The 16777-nt window shown below is 61.7% G+C and carries 23 protein-coding genes; 15 read left to right on the top strand and 8 right to left on the bottom strand.

Going from position 1 to position 16777, the window contains the following annotated elements; translation table 11 throughout:
• The first annotated feature begins 303 nt into the window (after nt 1–303).
• Nucleotides 304–1566 (top strand): CaiB/BaiF CoA transferase family protein, encoded by a 1263-nt coding sequence (locus tag BI327_RS07105; protein ID WP_076858985.1) that lies wholly within the window; start codon nt 304–306, stop codon nt 1564–1566.
• 153 nt (nt 1567–1719) lie between these two features.
• Here the strand turns inward: BI327_RS07105 and BI327_RS07100 are convergent, their stop codons facing one another.
• Nucleotides 1720–1905, bottom strand: coding sequence for a hypothetical protein (locus BI327_RS07100; RefSeq protein ID WP_016847356.1), 186 nt, complete (start codon nt 1903–1905; stop codon nt 1720–1722).
• Nucleotides 1906–1930: 25 nt separating this feature from the next.
• Here BI327_RS07100 and BI327_RS07095 point away from each other — a divergent pair, with 25 nt between their 5' ends.
• A complete protein-coding gene (locus tag BI327_RS07095; protein ID WP_076858984.1) occupies nt 1931–2113 on the top strand; it encodes a hypothetical protein in 183 nt (60 codons plus the stop codon).
• A 23-nt stretch (nt 2114–2136) separates the two neighbouring features.
• On the opposite strand, the gene BI327_RS07090 is transcribed toward BI327_RS07095, so the two are convergent.
• From BI327_RS07090 to BI327_RS07075, 4 genes are all read right to left on the bottom strand, one after another.
• Entirely contained in the window at nt 2137–2457 is a 321-nt protein-coding gene (locus BI327_RS07090; RefSeq protein WP_076858983.1) for a cupin domain-containing protein, read from the bottom strand.
• Entirely contained in the window at nt 2454–3140 is a 687-nt protein-coding gene (locus BI327_RS07085; protein ID WP_245334732.1) for a YqcI/YcgG family protein, read from the bottom strand. Before BI327_RS07085 ends, BI327_RS07090 begins: the two co-directional genes overlap by 4 nt.
• Nucleotides 3141–3234: 94 nt before the next feature.
• Nucleotides 3235–4527, bottom strand: coding sequence for an MFS transporter (locus BI327_RS07080; protein WP_076858981.1), 1293 nt, complete (start codon nt 4525–4527; stop codon nt 3235–3237).
• Nucleotides 4527–5240 (bottom strand): hypothetical protein, encoded by a 714-nt coding sequence (locus BI327_RS07075; protein ID WP_076858980.1) that lies wholly within the window; start codon nt 5238–5240, stop codon nt 4527–4529. Before BI327_RS07075 ends, BI327_RS07080 begins: the two co-directional genes overlap by 1 nt.
• Nucleotides 5241–5357: 117 nt before the next feature.
• On the opposite strand from BI327_RS07075, the gene BI327_RS07070 reads away from it, so the two are divergent.
• From BI327_RS07070 to BI327_RS07055, 4 genes are all read left to right on the top strand, one after another.
• Nucleotides 5358–6323, top strand: a complete 966-nt coding sequence (locus tag BI327_RS07070) for a GlxA family transcriptional regulator (protein ID WP_245334731.1) — start codon at nt 5358–5360, stop codon at nt 6321–6323.
• Between the two features lie 165 nt (nt 6324–6488).
• Nucleotides 6489–7622 (top strand): alpha-hydroxy acid oxidase, encoded by a 1134-nt coding sequence (locus tag BI327_RS07065; protein ID WP_076858978.1) that lies wholly within the window; start codon nt 6489–6491, stop codon nt 7620–7622.
• Nucleotides 7623–7765: 143 nt separating this feature from the next.
• Nucleotides 7766–7969, top strand: coding sequence for a hypothetical protein (locus BI327_RS07060; RefSeq protein WP_076858977.1), 204 nt, complete (start codon nt 7766–7768; stop codon nt 7967–7969).
• A 425-nt stretch (nt 7970–8394) separates the two neighbouring features.
• Nucleotides 8395–8748, top strand: coding sequence for a phasin (locus BI327_RS07055; protein WP_021080362.1), 354 nt, complete (start codon nt 8395–8397; stop codon nt 8746–8748).
• Between the two features lie 25 nt (nt 8749–8773).
• Here the strand turns inward: BI327_RS07055 and BI327_RS07050 are convergent, their stop codons facing one another.
• On the bottom strand, nt 8774–9034 hold the full coding sequence (locus tag BI327_RS07050) for a hypothetical protein (RefSeq protein WP_076858976.1): 261 nt from the start codon (nt 9032–9034) through the stop codon (nt 8774–8776).
• Nucleotides 9035–9238: 204 nt separating this feature from the next.
• On the opposite strand from BI327_RS07050, the gene BI327_RS07045 reads away from it, so the two are divergent.
• Nucleotides 9239–9541 (top strand): hypothetical protein, encoded by a 303-nt coding sequence (locus tag BI327_RS07045; protein ID WP_076858975.1) that lies wholly within the window; start codon nt 9239–9241, stop codon nt 9539–9541.
• Nucleotides 9542–9564: 23 nt separating this feature from the next.
• On the opposite strand, the gene BI327_RS07040 is transcribed toward BI327_RS07045, so the two are convergent.
• On the bottom strand, nt 9565–9750 hold the full coding sequence (locus BI327_RS07040; RefSeq protein WP_021080365.1) for a hypothetical protein: 186 nt from the start codon (nt 9748–9750) through the stop codon (nt 9565–9567).
• Nucleotides 9751–10941: 1191 nt separating this feature from the next.
• On the opposite strand from BI327_RS07040, the gene BI327_RS42220 reads away from it, so the two are divergent.
• From BI327_RS42220 to BI327_RS07000, 8 genes are all read left to right on the top strand, one after another.
• The gene (locus BI327_RS42220) at nt 10942–11103 is read left to right on the top strand and encodes a hypothetical protein (protein ID WP_159450412.1); all 162 of its coding nucleotides are present in this window, start codon (nt 10942–10944) and stop codon (nt 11101–11103) included.
• A 1-nt stretch (nt 11104) separates the two neighbouring features.
• Nucleotides 11105–11359, top strand: a complete 255-nt coding sequence (locus BI327_RS07030) for a hypothetical protein (RefSeq protein ID WP_076858973.1) — start codon at nt 11105–11107, stop codon at nt 11357–11359.
• 835 nt (nt 11360–12194) lie between these two features.
• Nucleotides 12195–12431 carry a hypothetical protein gene (locus tag BI327_RS07025; RefSeq protein ID WP_076858972.1) on the top strand — a complete coding sequence of 79 codons (237 nt, stop codon included), beginning with the start codon at nt 12195–12197 and terminating at the stop codon, nt 12429–12431.
• Nucleotides 12432–12435: 4 nt separating this feature from the next.
• Nucleotides 12436–12729 (top strand): hypothetical protein, encoded by a 294-nt coding sequence (locus BI327_RS07020; RefSeq protein ID WP_076858971.1) that lies wholly within the window; start codon nt 12436–12438, stop codon nt 12727–12729.
• An 87-nt stretch (nt 12730–12816) separates the two neighbouring features.
• The gene (locus BI327_RS07015) at nt 12817–13245 is read left to right on the top strand and encodes a GNAT family N-acetyltransferase (protein WP_076858970.1); all 429 of its coding nucleotides are present in this window, start codon (nt 12817–12819) and stop codon (nt 13243–13245) included.
• Between the two features lie 171 nt (nt 13246–13416).
• Nucleotides 13417–14643 carry an acyl-CoA dehydrogenase family protein gene (locus BI327_RS07010; RefSeq protein WP_076858969.1) on the top strand — a complete coding sequence of 409 codons (1227 nt, stop codon included), beginning with the start codon at nt 13417–13419 and terminating at the stop codon, nt 14641–14643.
• A 10-nt stretch (nt 14644–14653) separates the two neighbouring features.
• Complete coding sequence (locus BI327_RS07005; protein ID WP_076858968.1) at nt 14654–15208, top strand: flavin reductase family protein; 555 nt, start codon at nt 14654–14656, stop codon at nt 15206–15208.
• Nucleotides 15205–15891, top strand: coding sequence for a TetR/AcrR family transcriptional regulator (locus BI327_RS07000; RefSeq protein ID WP_076858967.1), 687 nt, complete (start codon nt 15205–15207; stop codon nt 15889–15891). The genes BI327_RS07005 and BI327_RS07000 overlap by 4 nt, the downstream gene beginning before the upstream one ends.
• A gap of 6 nt (nt 15892–15897) precedes the next feature.
• Here BI327_RS07000 and BI327_RS06995 read toward each other — a convergent pair whose 3' ends face one another.
• Nucleotides 15898–16773 carry a polysaccharide deacetylase family protein gene (locus tag BI327_RS06995; RefSeq protein ID WP_076858966.1) on the bottom strand — a complete coding sequence of 292 codons (876 nt, stop codon included), beginning with the start codon at nt 16771–16773 and terminating at the stop codon, nt 15898–15900.
• Between the last annotated feature and the right edge of the window lie 4 nt (nt 16774–16777).

The following is a 16777-nucleotide window of genomic DNA, read 5'->3' as shown; positions in this document are numbered from 1 at the left end:
CTCTCCATGATGAAGGCGGGTAGCGACGGGCGTCGCTACCCGTCAATATGTGTGTCTTCCGCCGGGCGGTCCCCCGACAGATCGCTATCCGGCAGGTTTCCTCGACATTCGCACAATCCGACCATGCCGGTGCTGCCCGCACCGCGGGACCGTCCTGGCCGATGACAGCCATGTCAGACGAAGGTCCCGCCCTGCAAAATCCGGGTTTGGTTTTGGTGATGGGCTTCCGCTAAAAGGCGAGCAGCGCCGGTCTTGCCAAAGGGCGCGGTATTTCGCCTGATAAAATAACAGAGGAAGCGTCAGATCATGACCAGACCAGAACTGCCGGAGCGCGCGCCGCGCGGGGAGGGAGTTCCGACGGCGCTCGATGGCCTGCTGGTCGTCGACTTCACCCGCGTCGTCGCCGGCCCGGCCTGCACGCAGACGCTGGCCGACTTCGGGGCCGAGGTCATCAAGATCGAGAATCCGGACGGTGGTGATGACACGCGGGCCTATGAGCACGCCGAAATCGGCGGGGAGAGCGCGGCGTATCTGAGCCTCAATCGCAACAAGCGCGGCATTGCGCTCGATTTCAACAATCCGGCAGCGCTCGAAGTCGCGCGCGCGTTGATTGCCAAGGCCGACGTCGTGGTGGAGAACTTCTCCGGTGGCGTGATGAAGAAATTCGGTCTCGATTATGCGTCGGTGGCGCCGACCAATCCGCGGCTGATTTATTGCTCAATCTCCGCCTACGGCCGCAAGGGCGAATTTGCGCTGCGCCCGGGCTTCGACCCGATCACGCAGGCCGAAAGCGGTTTCATGTCGCTCAACGGTTTTCCGGATGGCGAGCCGGTGCGCACCGGTCCTCCGATCGTGGACATGGCGACGGGAATGTCGGCCTGCAACGCCATCCTGCTGGCGCTGATTGCGCGTGATCGGCTCGGTCGCGGCCAGCAGGTCGAGGTCGCGCTGATCGACACCGCGGTGTCGATGACCGGCTTCTACGGCATGGCTTATCTCATCAACGGCAACAATCCCGGTCGCTTCGGCAACTCTCCGAACGGTTCACCGACCGTCGGCGTCTACCGGGCGTCCGACGGACCGCTCTACATGGCCTGTGCCAACGACCGGCTCTATCGCCGGCTTGTCACCGACGTGCTGGAGCGTCCGGATCTCGTCACCGACCCCGAGTTTGCTCACCGCAAGGCGCGGACGGCCAACAAGGAGAAGCTGCGCGGCATCATCGCCAGCGTGTTTGCGAGCGATACGCTCGAGCACTGGATGGCGAAGATGAAGAAGGCCAATATTCCGGTCGGCTATCTGCGGACCGTGGAGGAGGGGTTCAACGCACCCGAGGTGCGCGATCGCCATCGTCTGAGCAAAATCGCGCATCCGACCGCCGGCTCGGTTCCGAACATCGAGTCGCCGGTCCATATGAGCCTGACGCCGACGGTCGATCCTGTTGCCGCTCCGCTGCTCGGTCAGCACACGCGGGACGTGTTGAGCAAGACGCTTGGCTACGACGACCGGCGCATCGCAGCGTTGACGGAGGCTGGTGCGTTCGGCAAGGCCGGCAACACCGGCTAGCTCGATCAGCCGCCAGCGAAGATCAAATATCGGAAAAGCGACCTGCGCGTAGGCGAGAGAAGGCCTCTCGCCTCGCAGGATGTCGTCCGGACACCGTCCGGCCTTCGGCGCGCGCCGACGGCCCTCAAGCTGGAACTCGCCCGTTTCCGGAACTCAGTTCGGCTTGCTGCGCAAGTTGTTCCTTGGCATACTTTCAACTTCCTCGGGCTCCGCGCGATCAATCTCGAGGCGGGCCATCCGGAGTATCAGGGTTGCCGTGGTCAGGCCGAGGCGTTCGGCCTCTTGCGCCGCGGTGTCGACCTTCTGGGCCAAGCCTTCACGTTTACCTGGGTATGCCATTCGTAATCCTCACTTAAGGTGCGAGATGAAAAATCCCACATATGTTGCAGAGCTGCAGAACAAGCTCGGAGCTCCATCGAGCGAAACACTGGAAAGCCTGCGACTGTTGAAGGCCTTCCTTCGGCTTGCGCCCGACCAGCGTTGCGAGGTCATCGAGCTGGTCGAACGTTTGGCGGTTGAACCGCCGCGCGATCCTTCACTGTCCTGAGGTGTTCGCGTTTTCCCTTGATCTCAGTTGTTCATCGGCTTGGCGGGCGGCTGCGTCGCGATCACGTAGATCGCACCACCCTCGAGCGCCTCGGATTGATGCCGGGTGCCGGCCGGCAGCAGGATGGTGTCGCCCGCGCCGACCACCCGCTCGCCGCCGTCCCAGATGAAGTTCAGCCTGCCGCTGATGATCATCAGGATTTCGTCGACGGGGTGGGTATGGAACTGATGCACCTTGCCGGCCGCATCATGCTGCAACTCGACGGAGCCCTGGGCCGGGAGCAGGTTCAGTATCTCCGGATCGATGGCAAATTCGGTCTTCGTGCTTGCGATGATCCGGGTCATGCTGCCTGTTCCTTGTTCGCGATGGGTGGCGCCTTGTTCTGCGCGAGCTTGGCGAAAGGACAGCCTGAGCTCGCATTGTTGTCGTCGTGCAGGAAGTACTGCAGGTATTCGCGGCCGTCGGTTGCGCCGTAGCGACCAAGAAGCGGAGAGGGGCTCGCGCTGTCGTAAGGGATCAGACGCTTGCGTACCTCGGCGAACGCGGCATTCGCCGCCTTTTCGGTCCCGAGAATTTTCTCGAACACCCAGCGCGGCTGAAAGGTGAGCATGAATGCACTGGATCGGCGGCTTTGGCGCATCACATGCGCGGGTGTCGTGCACACCACGAAGATCGGCTCGCCCGCGAACGAGAACTCCCACATCGGGTGGTCGATCTGCTCCGGAATCTCCGAAGGCCACGGGTTCTTGTCCAGGCGCGCGAGCTGGTCGAGCGTCAGCCACATCTTGCGATAATAGGCATCGAGCGTCTGCACCGGGCGGGGCCGCGTGAACACGATCAGCGATGTATTGGGACCGAACGAGCGGGCCTCGGAGACATATTGTGCGAGCTGTTCGCCGAGCACCGCGACATCATAGGGATCGAGAAAGAGGTAGCGGAGCTGGTCCTGGCGATGTCCGGTCACCCCGAACACGCAAGGAAACGGCCTGGCCTCGCTGCTCATCTGCGCTTCGAACTCGGAAAACATCACGCTTTGCCAGCTGGAGACCGGAAAGTTTGACGCGACTTCGCCTTTTCTCAAAAACAAGCGCTCCATAACACCCCCTACACTCATAACGACACTAACGAGCTATCAACTTGCTTCTCATCAGCAGCGGTCCAGCGATGCCCGGCAGCGACATGAGAAGCAGAATGACAATCAAGGCGCTGTAGCCGCCGTCACCGATCGCGGCCGTGTTGTGCACGGCATCGGTCCCGGAAGCGTGGCTTGCAGCGAGCATTGCGAAGCCAATGATGGGCTGCGAAACGCCGGCGAAGATTCCGGCGGCCGTGGTGTTCACGGAAGCCCCGACACCGATAAGGTCGGCGGTGTAGAGTTTCTTGACGCATTTCAGCACCAGCGGGACGGTGCCGCCGGCGACGAGGCCCAGCGCCGTGAACACGACGGTGACGTAGGCGAGACCAAACGTCTGGGCGATCGGCGGCAGCAGCAGCGCGATCAGCAGCATGCGCAACACGCAAATGCCGATCAACGCGCGGTCGAGCGCCGCTGCGGCATGATCGGCCGCGTGACCCAGGAAGATCGAGCCGAGTGCATTGCCGATCATGAAGGCAAGCAGGGGCGTACCGGCAGCTGTCGGTGAGATATTGAAGAGGTGGGCGACCATCGGAATGCCCCAGACGCCTGACAGCGTCGTCACGACCGCGAAGTGCGACGCAAAGGTCATTGCGCAGCCCCAGTTCGCGACATGGGCCAGCGATTGCCGCGCAGCGAGCACCACACCCTTCAGCGTCTTGTTGCTGTGCGAGGCCGGATCGGGCTTGAGCGCGAGCTTGGCGAAGGCGAGGTTGGCGAGGCCGATGCAGGCGATGAACAGGAAGCAGGCCCGCCAGCCGAATCCCGAGACCGCGGCGGCAAGCGGCGTGGTCGCGATCACGCCTCCGACATAGCCGGAGACCTGCGAGATGCCCGACATCATGCCGAACCGCTCGTCCGCGAAGCTCTGCGCAACGAGTTTCAGGAGGGCGGTGAAGACCAGCGCGTCACCGCAGGCAACGATCAGGCGCGCTGCAAAGACATTGAGCAGGTTCGGCGCCAAGGCGAACGCGGCGCTGCCGAGCGACGAGGCGATCATGCTGACGAGGACGACGCGCTTGACGCCGAAACGGTCGACCAGGAGGCCGGCCGGAATCTGCATCAGGGTGTAGCCCCAGAAGTAGCTCGAGGCGAGCATCGCAACACCGGCCGCGTCGGTGTTGAAGTCGTGCATGAAGCTGAGGCTCACCGATTGCGGCGACACGCGCTGCAGGAAGGCTATGGCGTAGGCGATCGCCACTGCGGTCCAGGCCAGATAGGCGCGATCGGTGAAGCGCGACGTCGGCGCGTATACCGCTTGTTGTCCGAGCATCGACATCAAACCCTCGCGTAACCGACCGAGAAAAGGGCATCCGCTGAATTCGGAATCTTGCGCGACATCGCGGCATCGACCAGCGACGCGGTGCCATGATAGGCCTGCCGATGGTGCTTAATGTGGCCGTAAGCGCCACGCATGATCATGTCGGGCAGTTCGAGAGGCTTGCCCGGATAGAGCGAGGTACACATCTCGACACAGGCCGCCTGCAAAGCGAGATCCTGTGCATCGTCGAGCAATGATGGAGACACTTTTTCGCAAATCTTAGCGTTCGCCGCCCAGACGATCGGATTGCGGGTTCGCCAGCCATAGAGCACGTTGCCGTCGGCTCTCTCGGTCGCACCCGAACATTTCAACACTTCCGATGTGAAGAAGCCGTAGAGGCCGCGGCCCTGGTGTGCCGGGAGTACTTCAGTGCCGCTTCGATAGATTCCAAGTCCGGCCGACATCTGCAGGATGCGGTAGACCGAGAACGCCACGAGGCCAGAGCCGTCATAGACGAGGATCAGGCTGTACTTCTTGTCGAAGGGCGAGGAGGTCGCTGTCCAGTGCGGCTCGGTGGCCTGCCAGTTGACGGCAATGATGCCGTTCATGGCGTCCATCAGCGGCTGACGGTCGCAGGCTTCGATCCGGGAGGCGTCGGGTAGGCTGTAGACCGCGTAATCCGCCCAAGGCGATTTGATCGCCTCGTATCCGCTGCCCAGATTTCGCGACATGGCAGAACTCCAGAATTCCACCGCGAGCTATACAGGGCAGCCTCGAATGGCTTAAAGGACAATATGCCCTCGAAAACTGCCAAAGCGCCCCGACCTGAGCCGCGCGACAAGAAAGCGATGCGATCGATCGCGATCGTCGCCTTTCCGGGCGTGACCTTGCTCGATATTTCCGGGCCGGCGCAGGTGTTCGCTGAACTGGAAGCGATCGAGCTGCCCGGGCCCGGCTACTCGATATCCTATCTGTCGACCGCGGGCGGATTGGTGCCGACCGATGTCGGCATGATGATCGACACGGCGCCGATCGACAGTGTTGCTCCCGTCGAGGTCGACACGCTTGTCATCCCCGGCGGGCCCGGCATTTGGAAGATCCGGAACGACGCCAAATTGATGGGGTGGATTGCGGAAGCATTGCCGAAGGCGCGCCGTATCGCGTCGGTATGCCTCGGCGCTTTTGCGCTGGCCTGGACCGGGATCTTGGACGGCAAGCGTGCTGCAACGCACTGGCGCTACTGTCCGCGCCTGCAGGACAACTTTCCAAACATCCGCGTCGAGCCCAACGCCATCTTCGTCAAGGACGGACGGGTCTGGTCGTCGGCCGGTGTCAGCGCCGGCATCGACCTCGCGCTCGCCATGATCGAGGAGGATTTCGGCCATACCATCGCGCTTGATGTCGCGCGCAGACTTGTGGTGTTTCTGAAGCGGCCTGGCGGTCAGAGCCAGTTCTCGACCGTCCTTGCGGCCCAGGCGTCCGACGTCGAGGGACGCTTCAGCGCGCTGCATGCCTGGATCATCGAGAACATCACCGAAGACCTCAAGGTCGAGACTCTCGCGGAGAGGGCCGGCATGACGCCGCGCACGTTTGCCCGGACCTATGTCAGCCGCACCGGCATGACACCCGCGAGCGGCGTCGAGGCGCTCCGTGTGGAGACCGCGCGCTTGCTGCTCGAAAGCCGGCAGATCGGTGGCGTGGTCGAGGTCGCCAAGCGCGCAGGGTTCGGCGATGACGAACGCATGCGGCGGGCGTTCCTTCGCCACCTCGGCGTATCGCCGACCGAGTACAGAAACCGATTCTCGGGCAGCTAGCACGCCTCGGGCGCGATCGGTTCGGACGCAGCCGTTTCGCGTCGAGATCCGATCTATCTCACAAGCGAATAGCTGGCCTTCGCTGGCCGGATTCGTGGGTTAAGGTGGTAGCTTTTCCGGTTTGTCTGCGGCTAATGTGCCGGCCAAATCGGGAGAAGAAACACCATGAATGACGGGACCCCCATTCGGCAGACGCGCAATGTCGAGCTCGGCGCCAGCGGCGAGGAATTCCAGAACCTGCACGAATTCGCGCAAAAGGCCCGCGCCAAGCTGAACCAGAACGCCTGGGATTACATCGTCGGCGCCTCAGAGACCGAGACCACGATGCGCCGCAACAGAATGGCGCTCGACGAGATCGCGTTCCGGCCGCGCGTCCTGCGCAACGTCATCAACGTCGATTCTTCCACCACGGTTTTCGGGCGCAAGCTGCGGCTTCCCGTGATGATCGCGCCGGTTGGCGCGCTCGAGATCTTCGATCCGGATGCGGGTGCGGCCGTCGCGCGCGGAGCGGGGACGTTCGGTGCGGCCCATATGCTGAGCTCGGTGTCCGAGCCTGGACTGGAGAACACCGCCAAGGCTGCGCCTGACGCCTTGCGCATCTTCCAGCTCTATGTGCGGGGCGACGATGCTTTCGTCGAGGATGTGGTCAGCCGCAGCATCGACAACGGTTACGCCGCGTTCTGCCTCACCGTGGACACCGCCCACTACAGCCGGCGTGAGCGCGACATCGCCAAGCGCTATGTCCGCGAAAGCCGCATCCGCGCCACCGGCGGCGATTTCCAGAAGGGGCTGGAATGGCGAACGGTGAAGTTGATCAAGGACAAGTTCAAGATTCCGCTCATTCTCAAGGGCATCGCTACCGCCGAAGACGCCAAAATCGCCCTCGATCACGGGGTCGACTGGATCTATGTTTCAAATCATGGCGGACGGCAGCTCGACCACGGCCGCGGCTCCATGCATGTCCTGCCCGAGATCGTTCAGGCCGTCGCCGGCCGTGCCAAGATCATGGTCGACGGCTCGATCTGCCGCGGCACGGACATCGTGAAGGCGATCGTCTCGGGGGCCGACCTTGTCGGGATCGGCCGTCTGCAATGCTGGGCGCTCGCTGCGGCCGGCGAGGCAGGCATCGTCCGGATGCTTGAATTGCTGGAGGATGAGGTGATCCGCTGCCTCGGGCTGCTCGGTGTCACCAGCTTCGCCGAACTGGACAAGTCCTATCTGCATCCGGCGATGCCGACCAACCTGCCGAGCGTGTTCAGCGCATTCCCGCTGCTCGATATCGACCCCTACCGCTACTGAGCGGCGGCGCGGGACGCATGGAGCGATGACGGGATCAAGGTGCTGGGCACCTGATCGCGTCATCATGCCATCAATCTGTGATGTCCATGAAGCCGCCGCGGCAGAGACTAAGTCTGATCCAAATGCGGCACTAGTCGAGGCGAATGGCAGACAACCCATTCGCTGAATTCCCGCTTGAACGCGCTATCGGCTTGCGCTGGACCCTTCGCGATATCCAGGCCGGCAGGCTCAAATTGTCACCGGTCAGCGACGACGATCTGCGCATCCTCACCGAGCTCGGTCTGGTCGAATTGCATGACGACGCGCCTGCGTTGACGGAGGCGGGGGCCGCCGTGCTGAGCGACTGAACGGGCGGCAACCTAGCGCGCGTTCAGGAAGCTTTCGCCGGCATTGCAGGGCGTGCACTGATAGGTCAGCACATCGTAGACTTGGTCGCGCGGCTCGATCAAGGCGAGCCGCATTTGCGTGCCGCACTTCATGCACGGCATTTCTATGCTGGTCTTGAATCGTGTGCAGGTCGGTGTTGGACGAACGGCGCGCAGCATCGGATCCCCTTATTCCCCAGAGACGCGAACGCGACCAACGAAGAAAGCCGAATCACTATGCCACAGTGCTGACATGATTGGAATCGGCCGGCGGCCCCGTCCGGCCGTGACTAGGCAATTTTTCCTTGGCTGCCGAACGGGCATGGCCTGGCATGGGTCGCGATACGGCGCTGACGCCGTCACATTCTATGCTAACGTGCCGGACACTTATTTCAGGGGGCGCGATCATGATTGAGCCGAAGCTTGAAGTTCCCGCCGAGTTGCGCGATCTCGCGGAGAAAACCATCGACCAGGCCGAACAGGCCTTCAGCCTGTTCTTTGATGCCGCCAGCAAGTCGATGACGGCGATGCCGGGCACCGGTACCGAAATTTCCAAACAGGCGCTGTCGTTCACCGAGCAGAACATGAAGGCGGCCTTCGAGCATGCCCGCAAGCTCGTGCACGCGACCGATCTGCAGGAGGCGATGCGGATCCAGTCGGAATTCCTGCGCAGCCAGTTCACCAACGCCGGCGAGCACATGCGGCAGATCAGCGGAAGCGTGATGTCCGCGACCAAGGACGCCACAAAGGGCAAGTTCTAGAACGGCATTCGCGGCGCATCGACGTCTAGCGCCGGCGCGCGACGGCAACGCCGAGCAGAAACGCGACGAACAGACTTGCGAGCGGGGCTTCCCGCGTGACCGCGCTTACGGTGGCGAGGGCTCCGCCCGGCCGGCGCGAGCTTGCGACGGCCTCGCTGAGGCGATCGGCGGCCGCGCGAAGTCCGTCCGACACCTCCGTGATGGTGCGAGAAACGTCCGTCGCGGTGTCGATCGCTCGCTCACCGAGCGTGGGTTGAAGCGGAGACTCGGGTGTTTCGGAGCTCATGTGCCGTGCCGCGGTTTCACTGAAGCCCAGGTGCCGTCACCTTTGGCAATCCGGGGATGCTTTGAACGGCCGGTAGCGACCGCATATCGTGGAAATTCGGTAGCTGTGGATTGGTTCCACCGAGATGCCTCGCTTTCATATCGGGGAACAGGAAACCTGCGCGCGGCTCGCGGCTTGTCTCGGTGGAGGAGACGACCAATGACAATGCAGGCGCACGGCATGACCGAAGGCGGTTCGGTCAAGCATCGAAATCGGCATGGTGGCACGCCGCTGCTGGTTGCGGCAGTGGTTGCGATCCTCGGCGTGCTGGGCATGCTGGTCGTCGACCACGGTCCGTGGAGCAAGCCGAAGGTGCAGCCGGCCGCTTCCGCCAATTATTCAACGACTGGCGAGGCGGCGCGTGCGGCCGGCGCGAAGGTGATGCCAACCGAGCCCAAGGCGCCGATTGAGCCTGCTCCACCTGGCCCCAAGCCCGCTCAACCGGCAAATCCGATCCCGCCGCAGTAGATGCGGGCGTTCGCGCGGGATGATCAGCGCACGCTGACGAGCATGCCCCACGCCGCGGCGAACCCCGCACCGACGAGAACCAGCACCGGGCTGTCGCAGAAGAGGCCGCCATACTGGCACATGGTGGTACCGAGCGAACCGATCTGATGATGGCCCGCTGCATAGAACAGGCCGGACAGGACCGCGAGCACGGCAGCAACGAAATACATCGACGCTTCCTCCTTGCAATCGAACTGCGGCGCGGGTCGATCGACGCGGGCCAAAACTGTCCTGATGTCGGTCCAAGTTGCAAGCTGCTTGGTCCCCTTGACGCGTCGGGCAACTCAGCGGCACACTGACATCATCGCAACAAGCATAAGGCGATCAGCGCCGGCTCGTGTTGCGATTTCCGATCAGACTCGGACTTTCGATCAAGGCGGTTTCTCACCGTCGAAGCTGACGCATCACATTTTACCGATCGCGTTCAGCTTGCAAAAAGGGTTTGACTCGTCGGGCAACTCAGGGGCATAATCTGAAAATCAGAAATTGTTGAGCCCGCGCGGAGCAATCCGCGGCGGGCTTTTTGTTTGCCGTTTCACCAATCGGACGGCGGCCGCAACGTCACGACGCCACATCCTCCCAGCCCGCGCCTGAGCGTCGTCAGCGCGCTGCCGTCCGAACCCTTTTGAAGCGGGTACGAATTGACCGGCGCGCGCGAACGCGCCGGTCCTGCGGCGCGGCGAAAGCCGGCGCCGCCCGCGGCCCCGTTCGTCCAGGGATAAGGTTCTCGCCCCAAAAGATCGCCGCCCGCTGCGCGATCTGCCGCACATTTCTTTCTATGGCTACCTATACTGCAATGACTGCCGTTGCGATGAATGCCGGGCAGGGTCTGGAATTTGTGCTGTTATCTCGGCTCTTTCGTAAGGGCCTCGCGAACTGATCTGCCGAGATCACGGACGCCGACTTCGGTTCGCAAAAACGGGTTGACTCGTCGGGCAACTCAGGGGCATAATCGGAAAATCAGAAATTGTTGATCCCGCGCGGAGCAATCCGCGGCGGGCTTTTTCTTTGCCGTTTCACCAATCGGACGGCGGCCGCAACGTCACGACGTCACATCCTCCCAGCCCGTCGCCTGAGCGTCGTCAGCGCGCCGCCGTCCGAACCTGTTGAAACAGTACGAATTGGCCGGTGCGCGCGAACGCGCCGGTCCTGCGGCGCGGCGAAAGCCGGCGCCGCCCGCGGCCCCACTCGTCAGGGATAAGGTTCGCGCCCCAAAGGTCGCCCCCGCTGCGCGATCTGCCGCACATTTCATTCTATGGCCGTCTCGCGCGCTGTCGGCCGATCAACGAGGTTCTTATGACCGCCTACCTGATATTGCTCGCGCTCGCGGGCTTGGTTGCCATCGCCCTGTCGGAGTTCGCATGAGCGCCGAGATCATCCAGTTCATTCCGCGCCCGCGCAGGGATCGCGAGCAGACGGACTTTCCCACGATCGCATTTCACTCGGCGTTGCCCGATCCCGAACCGGATCACGCGGACACGGCTCCGAGCGAATACCTCCCGTCCGATTGGCAGGAGAAGTGAGGTGGCGAAGACGATTACGCAAATTCGGTCACTTGCAAGGAGTCATACGCGAAGCGCGATCAACGTGTTGGTCGGCGTGATGCGATCGACCAGCGCTACACCGGCTGCTCGCGTGTCCGCCGCCAATGCCATCCTCGATCGCGGCTGGGGCAAAGCTCCGCAGGCGATCGAGAATGGTGATGGGGCGCTCGAGCTTGTGCACCGCATCGAGAGAATTATCGTTGAGCCACAGGAAATTGAGGGCGAGGATACTTGAAAGCTGCGGCCGAAGTCCGTCCCATTCGGCGGATCGCTAAAGCCGCTTCGTCGAGGAACCTTCCGACACGTTCAATCACATCATCGAGAACCCAGACCGCTATCGGGGCCGCTTGCGCTATCGCGTGATTGCTCGCCAGAATCGCTCTACCAGCGCGTAGTCCGGGATGATATCTATCATTGCGTGTCCGAGCGCAAGTCCTGGCTTCTTAGAAGTTCAACTGGCTTGGCTATCGATATTGCGAAGACGGCCGTCTGGAGATCGAAGCCACTCTGGCCACCCTGGTCGGGCTCCTGGTTTTTTGTGCGGGGCTTATGGTGATTCTGTTCTTCATTCACTGAACTGCGTCCAGGTCGATGTGTTCTTGACGCTCTACTCCTCAGCACGGACGCGATCGCGGACGAGCCCAGGTGGGGCCAGGTCTGCAGCCATCTGAGCTGCACGCAACGATTTTGCAGGATGGCCCTCGCCGCATAATCGTGATGAGACCTTTGTTGATCGGATACAGAGAGAATTTCGCGGCCTTCTCGACCACGCTCAAGCACAGGCACTCTATGATGCCGATCCTGCTTCTTGGGAAAAGATAATGATCCGCTGAACTCGCGCAATCATCCGGCGTCTCCTTCAAGCGGGTTGTTGCCGCGCGAGGCCGGGGCGCGATCCGCGCTATGACTATTTCAATCCTGCGCTAAGCGGGGCTGGCGCTTTCGGCCGGTTCGGTACCGGCGGACAGTTTTCGCAGGGATCAGCGACATCGTCGCAACCACTTTACGAGACGCGATCGGCCGAGGCACCGGCGCTGGCGCGCAAGCCGCTTTGCCTATCGGGAGCAACCTTGTCGATCCTGAAAATTCCAACCGCTAAAGTGTTCGAGCCGTTGCTTCAGCCGGCGCGTTATAAGGGGGCGTTTGGCGGTCGAGGCTCGGGAAAGTGCGTCGTCTGGGACAAAGTTCTCGGTCTTGGGATGACACCGCAACTCGCGGGAGATGTAAGCACCTGGGCCGGTATGATCATGGGATTCTATTTCGGAAAGCGAACGTTCGAGAATGTCGCCCGCATCATACGACGGTGATCCGATGCATGAAGCCGATATCAAAGCAATTGTGATGGAAACGCTGATTGAACAAGACCGGGTGCGCCGAAGCGACATCGACGCCGTGGTGGTCAAGACCATTGCGACTGTCTTGACGTCATTCGGTTTTGAAGAGGGTGACCAACGAGAATTACGCGCGGACTTCCAGCACCTGCGGCGCTGGCGAAAGAGCGTAGAGCAGGCGCAAAGTTACACATTCAAGGCAGTTATCACCGTGATCGCTACCGGATTCGTCGGCGCCATCTGGCTAGGTATCAAGGCAACGCTTGGAAAATGATCAGTACTCCGGGAGAGGTGAGCGCAACTCCCTCCAGACTGAAGAGCCAAGTACTTTGGCGGACAATGGCATATCGAGGTGCGAAGAATGTACAGGATACGCGAGGTTGATCCGCAGGACGAAGAGGTTACGGATGCGCTCGCCGAGCTTCATCAGCTGACCTTCTGCGATGGGACTCGTGTGCCCGACTTCGAGCATGGGTACTGGTGGATCGCTTTCCGTGGGCTGAAGCCCATCGGATTCGCGGGTGTCGTTCCATCAACCCATGTTGCCAACGCCGGATATCTGTGCCGCGTTGGGGTCGTGATGCCGCACTGCGGCCACGGCCTGCAAGTGCGGCTTACTCGGGCGCTGGAAGCGCGAGCACGGCGGGCCGGCTGGAAGGTGATCGTGTCGGATACGACCGATAATCGTTTCTCGGCCAACAACTTTATTCGCCAAGGATACAGGCTCTTCGAACCTGCGTCGCCGTGGGCATGGCAGCACACGCTGTATTGGCGGAAGGAACTTGTTTAGATCCTGCGAGGTGGATTGGACGGCCGCCGGCAGTTTGACGACCTAGAGCCGCCCGGTGGTCGATTGGCCACCGGGCTTCGTGGCGCATCTTGATCTCTGGTGATCGCTCGATAAACTGAGCCGATCGGCCGGGTCGTGCGAAATGTTGGAGGTCGAACAAGGGAAGAGACCATGGTTAAGGTTGGCCGCGGGCTCGACGCGAACGTGCCGCAAAGCCCGGATATGGATCGCTATTCGGTCATGGTCGCGCGAGCCAAGGCGCTCGTGCCGGCCCTGCGTGAACGCGCGTCGCGGACCGAAGAACTGCGCCGCTTGCCACCGGAGACAGAGCGCGATCTGCGAGATAGCGGTCTCTTCCGGATCCTGCAGCCCAAGCGGGTCGGGGGCAGCGAGCTCGACTATGTCGCGCTGGTCGATTGTGCCGACGCCCTTGGGCAGGGCGACGCCTCGGTGTCTTGGAATTTTGCAAACCTTGCAAGTCACCACTGGATGCTGGGTATGTTCGCGCCCGAGGCGCAGAACGCGGTGTGGGGCGAAAATCCGGATACGCTGATCGCGTCCTCCTTCGTTTTCCCGGCCGGTCGCGCCAGAAAGGCAAGCGGCGGATATGTGCTGAGTGGTCATTGGCCATTCTCGTCCGGAGTGGAGGCCTGTGGATGGAACATGCTCGCGAGCGTGGTCGCCACGGATGATGAGGCCGATGGTGTCGAGTATCGGCTGTTCCTGTTGAACAGGCGGGACTACAGTATTGACGACACCTGGAATGCGGCCGGTCTACGCGGAACGGGATCGAACGATGTGCGGGTAACCGATGCATTCGTTCCCGACCATATGACAGTTGCCGTCAGCGATCTTGCGGGTGGCGCGACGCCTGGAAGTGTCGTCAATCCGAATGCGCTGTACATGCTTCCGGTATTTTCGTTGTTTCCCTACGTACTGTCTGGAGTCGGACTGGGAAATGCCCAGGCTTGCCTTGACGATTATGTCGAGATCGCGCGGCACCGCGCCTCGACATATAACCGCGCCAAGATAGGCGACCTGCAAAGCACGCAGATCAAGATCGCTGAGGCATCCGCGAAGATAGACGCCGCGCGGCTGATCATGCGCACGAATTGCGTTGAAGTGCTTGCGGAAGTCCGGCGTGGCGATATCCCGAGCATTGCTGCGAAGACGAAGCTCCGGCGCGATGGCGCGTTCGCGGTCAATCTGTGCACTGAAGCCGTGTCCCTTCTGTTTGCGGCGAGCGGGGCGCGCAGCCTTTTCACCTCGGGAGCGTTGCAGCGCCAATTCCGCGATGCACACGCGGTGAACTCGCATCTCGCCTTCAATTTCGATGCGGCAGGCACCAATTACGGGCGGGTGGCCCTTGGGCTGCCGTCCGAAAACCTGACGCTTTGAGGTGAGCAGGATGTCTGACTCGCCCAAACATCCGCCGGATCCGGCCAGTGAGCTCGCAAGCGACAGTTCGACGATCGATCCTCGTGACTTCCGCAATGCGCTCGGGACCTTCGCGACCGGTGTAACGATCGTCACGGCGATGTCGGCCGACGGACGGCCGTACGGAATTACTTGTAATTCCTTCGCGTCCGTGTCGCTCAATCCCCCGCTGGTGCTATGGAGCCTGGGGACGTTTTCGCAGGGGCTGCCGATCTTCCAGAATGCCAGCCATTTCACGGTCAACGTTCTGGATGCCACGCAGCAGACGCTGGCGATGCAGTTTGCCAGATCGTCGGGTGACAAGTTCGCGGGTGTGAGTTGGACACCAGGCCTCGGCAATGCTCCTGTGCTTGCCGACGTGGTCGCAAATTTCCAATGCCGCGCCGCCAATCGCTACTACGGCGGCGATCACGTCATTTTTCTGGGGGCGGTGGAAGCCTACGCCTACAATCGAAGCAACCCGCTGCTATTCGCGCGGGGCGGTTTTGGCCGGTTCCTGGCTGATGATGGTGGCAAGGCATCATGAATCGAAAGGCGCCCGTCAAGCGAGCTCGTGCCAAACAGAAGCGACTATCGGCTGACGACCGTCGCAGTGAATTCGTCACCAAGGCGACCGAGCTGTTTGCGGAGGAGGGATTTGGCGGCGGCACGCGTGCCCTCGCTCGCAAGCTCGGTGTGACGCAGCCGTTGCTTTACCGCTACTTCCCGAGCAAGGATGATCTCATCAAAGAGGTCTACCGCAAGGTATATCTCGAACCCCTTGAAATCGGCTGGGAGAAGTTGCTGTCGGATCGCTCGCGTCCGCTCCGCGTTCGGCTTCAGGAATTTTACGAGGTCTATACCGATGCGATCTTCAACCGAAAATGGCTGAGGATCTATCTCTACTCGGGTCTGAAGGGCCTCGATATCAATCGTTGGTATGTCGGCATGGTCAAGGACAAGATCCTGACCCGTATTCTCAGGGAATGCCGCCACGATGCCGGCCTGGCGACGCAGAGCAGGCCCAGCGCCGCGGAGCTGGAGCTGGCATGGGTGTTTCACGGCGGCATCTTCTATTATGGCGTACGCAAGTACATCTACGAGGCGCCCGTCCTGGAGGACAAGGCGCAGATGATCAGCGATGCGCTGGATATCTTCCTCGCGGGATTTGAGAGGATGGCGGAGAGCGCGACCGATCGTCGGCGGGCGCCGGTCAAGGTCGCCGGCTGAGCTGCCCTACTTGGTCGCCGTCTGATCCCGATACCAATCTCCGATCTCGCTCGCTGTCATCATTGCCACGCCGTCATGGCCGATGACGTAATCGAGCAAGGCCTCCAGGTACTTGATTCGATGCGGCACCCCCGTGATGTAGGGATGCACCGAGATCGCCATGACCCGCGCGTTCTCCGCGCCTTCGAGGTATAGCCGATCGAATTGGTCGGTGCAGCGCGTCAGGAAATGTTCCGACGGGAGATGCTGCAGCGCGTGAATGACAATGTCATTGGTCTCCACGGAATAGGGAATCGTGGTCACGGTTCCGTGCGGCGTGGCGATGTCCTGGGGAAGATCGTCGATCACCCAGTCGGCCACGTATTCGATCCCGTTGAGGCGCAGGAGATCGAGCGTTTCTTCGGTCTCGGTCAGGCCCGGGCTTTCCCATGATCGCGGTGGCTTCCCGGTAAATCCGGCGATGGTGTCGACCGTACGCTTGATTGCATCCGCCTGGTTCTCGACCTTGTGCATCGGTCCCTGGACAAACCCATGTCCCATGAACTCGAAGCCCGCCTCAAGCGCTGCTGACGCCACGCGCGGATAGCTGTTGCAGACGTTGGCATTTGCGGCGAGCGTCACCGGTATCTTGCGGTCGGTGAGGGCTTTGAATTGCCGCCAGAAACCGGCGCGCATGCCGTATTCGTGCCACGACCAGTTGGGCACGTCGGGCAACAGGGGCTGGCCCATCGGTGGGCTCAGCACGGTACGCGGCATTGCATTCCCAATGCGCCATTCCTCGACGTTGAGGATGACCCAGACGGCAAGCTTCTTGCCATCCGGCAATGTCAGTCTGGGCCGGTCGACTAGCGCCTGGTACGGAATGCGATCAGTGAAAGCCATGTCG

It is taken from the genome of Bradyrhizobium mercantei, from assembly GCF_001982635.1.
In the GTDB taxonomy this organism is placed as follows: domain Bacteria; phylum Pseudomonadota; class Alphaproteobacteria; order Rhizobiales; family Xanthobacteraceae; genus Bradyrhizobium; species Bradyrhizobium mercantei.
Note: the sequence above shows the minus strand (reverse complement) of the source record. Positions and strands in the feature narration are given on the sequence as shown.

Excerpts from the sequence above, each read along its gene's own strand:
- BI327_RS07100 (WP_016847356.1), bottom strand. The coding sequence starts at position 1,905 with ATGGCATACCCAGGTAAACGTGAAGGCTTGGCCCAGAAGGTCGACACC.
- BI327_RS07095 (WP_076858984.1), top strand. The coding sequence starts at position 1,931 with ATGAAAAATCCCACATATGTTGCAGAGCTGCAGAACAAGCTCGGAGCT.
- BI327_RS07090 (WP_076858983.1), bottom strand. The coding sequence starts at position 2,457 with ATGACCCGGATCATCGCAAGCACGAAGACCGAATTTGCCATCGATCCG.
- BI327_RS07085 (WP_245334732.1), bottom strand. The coding sequence starts at position 3,140 with ATGTTTTCCGAGTTCGAAGCGCAGATGAGCAGCGAGGCCAGGCCGTTT.
- BI327_RS07080 (WP_076858981.1), bottom strand. The coding sequence starts at position 4,527 with ATGTCGATGCTCGGACAACAAGCGGTATACGCGCCGACGTCGCGCTTC.
- BI327_RS07075 (WP_076858980.1), bottom strand. The coding sequence starts at position 5,240 with ATGTCGCGAAATCTGGGCAGCGGATACGAGGCGATCAAATCGCCTTGG.
- BI327_RS07070 (WP_245334731.1), top strand. The coding sequence starts at position 5,358 with ATGCGATCGATCGCGATCGTCGCCTTTCCGGGCGTGACCTTGCTCGAT.
- BI327_RS07065 (WP_076858978.1), top strand. The coding sequence starts at position 6,489 with ATGAATGACGGGACCCCCATTCGGCAGACGCGCAATGTCGAGCTCGGC.
- BI327_RS07060 (WP_076858977.1), top strand. The coding sequence starts at position 7,766 with ATGGCAGACAACCCATTCGCTGAATTCCCGCTTGAACGCGCTATCGGC.
- BI327_RS07055 (WP_021080362.1), top strand. The coding sequence starts at position 8,395 with ATGATTGAGCCGAAGCTTGAAGTTCCCGCCGAGTTGCGCGATCTCGCG.
- BI327_RS07050 (WP_076858976.1), bottom strand. The coding sequence starts at position 9,034 with ATGAGCTCCGAAACACCCGAGTCTCCGCTTCAACCCACGCTCGGTGAG.
- BI327_RS07045 (WP_076858975.1), top strand. The coding sequence starts at position 9,239 with ATGCAGGCGCACGGCATGACCGAAGGCGGTTCGGTCAAGCATCGAAAT.
- BI327_RS07040 (WP_021080365.1), bottom strand. The coding sequence starts at position 9,750 with ATGTATTTCGTTGCTGCCGTGCTCGCGGTCCTGTCCGGCCTGTTCTAT.
- BI327_RS42220 (WP_159450412.1), top strand. The coding sequence starts at position 10,942 with ATGAGCGCCGAGATCATCCAGTTCATTCCGCGCCCGCGCAGGGATCGC.
- BI327_RS07020 (WP_076858971.1), top strand. The coding sequence starts at position 12,436 with ATGCATGAAGCCGATATCAAAGCAATTGTGATGGAAACGCTGATTGAA.
- BI327_RS07015 (WP_076858970.1), top strand. The coding sequence starts at position 12,817 with ATGTACAGGATACGCGAGGTTGATCCGCAGGACGAAGAGGTTACGGAT.
- BI327_RS07010 (WP_076858969.1), top strand. The coding sequence starts at position 13,417 with ATGGTTAAGGTTGGCCGCGGGCTCGACGCGAACGTGCCGCAAAGCCCG.
- BI327_RS07005 (WP_076858968.1), top strand. The coding sequence starts at position 14,654 with ATGTCTGACTCGCCCAAACATCCGCCGGATCCGGCCAGTGAGCTCGCA.
- BI327_RS07000 (WP_076858967.1), top strand. The coding sequence starts at position 15,205 with ATGAATCGAAAGGCGCCCGTCAAGCGAGCTCGTGCCAAACAGAAGCGA.
- BI327_RS06995 (WP_076858966.1), bottom strand. The coding sequence starts at position 16,773 with ATGGCTTTCACTGATCGCATTCCGTACCAGGCGCTAGTCGACCGGCCC.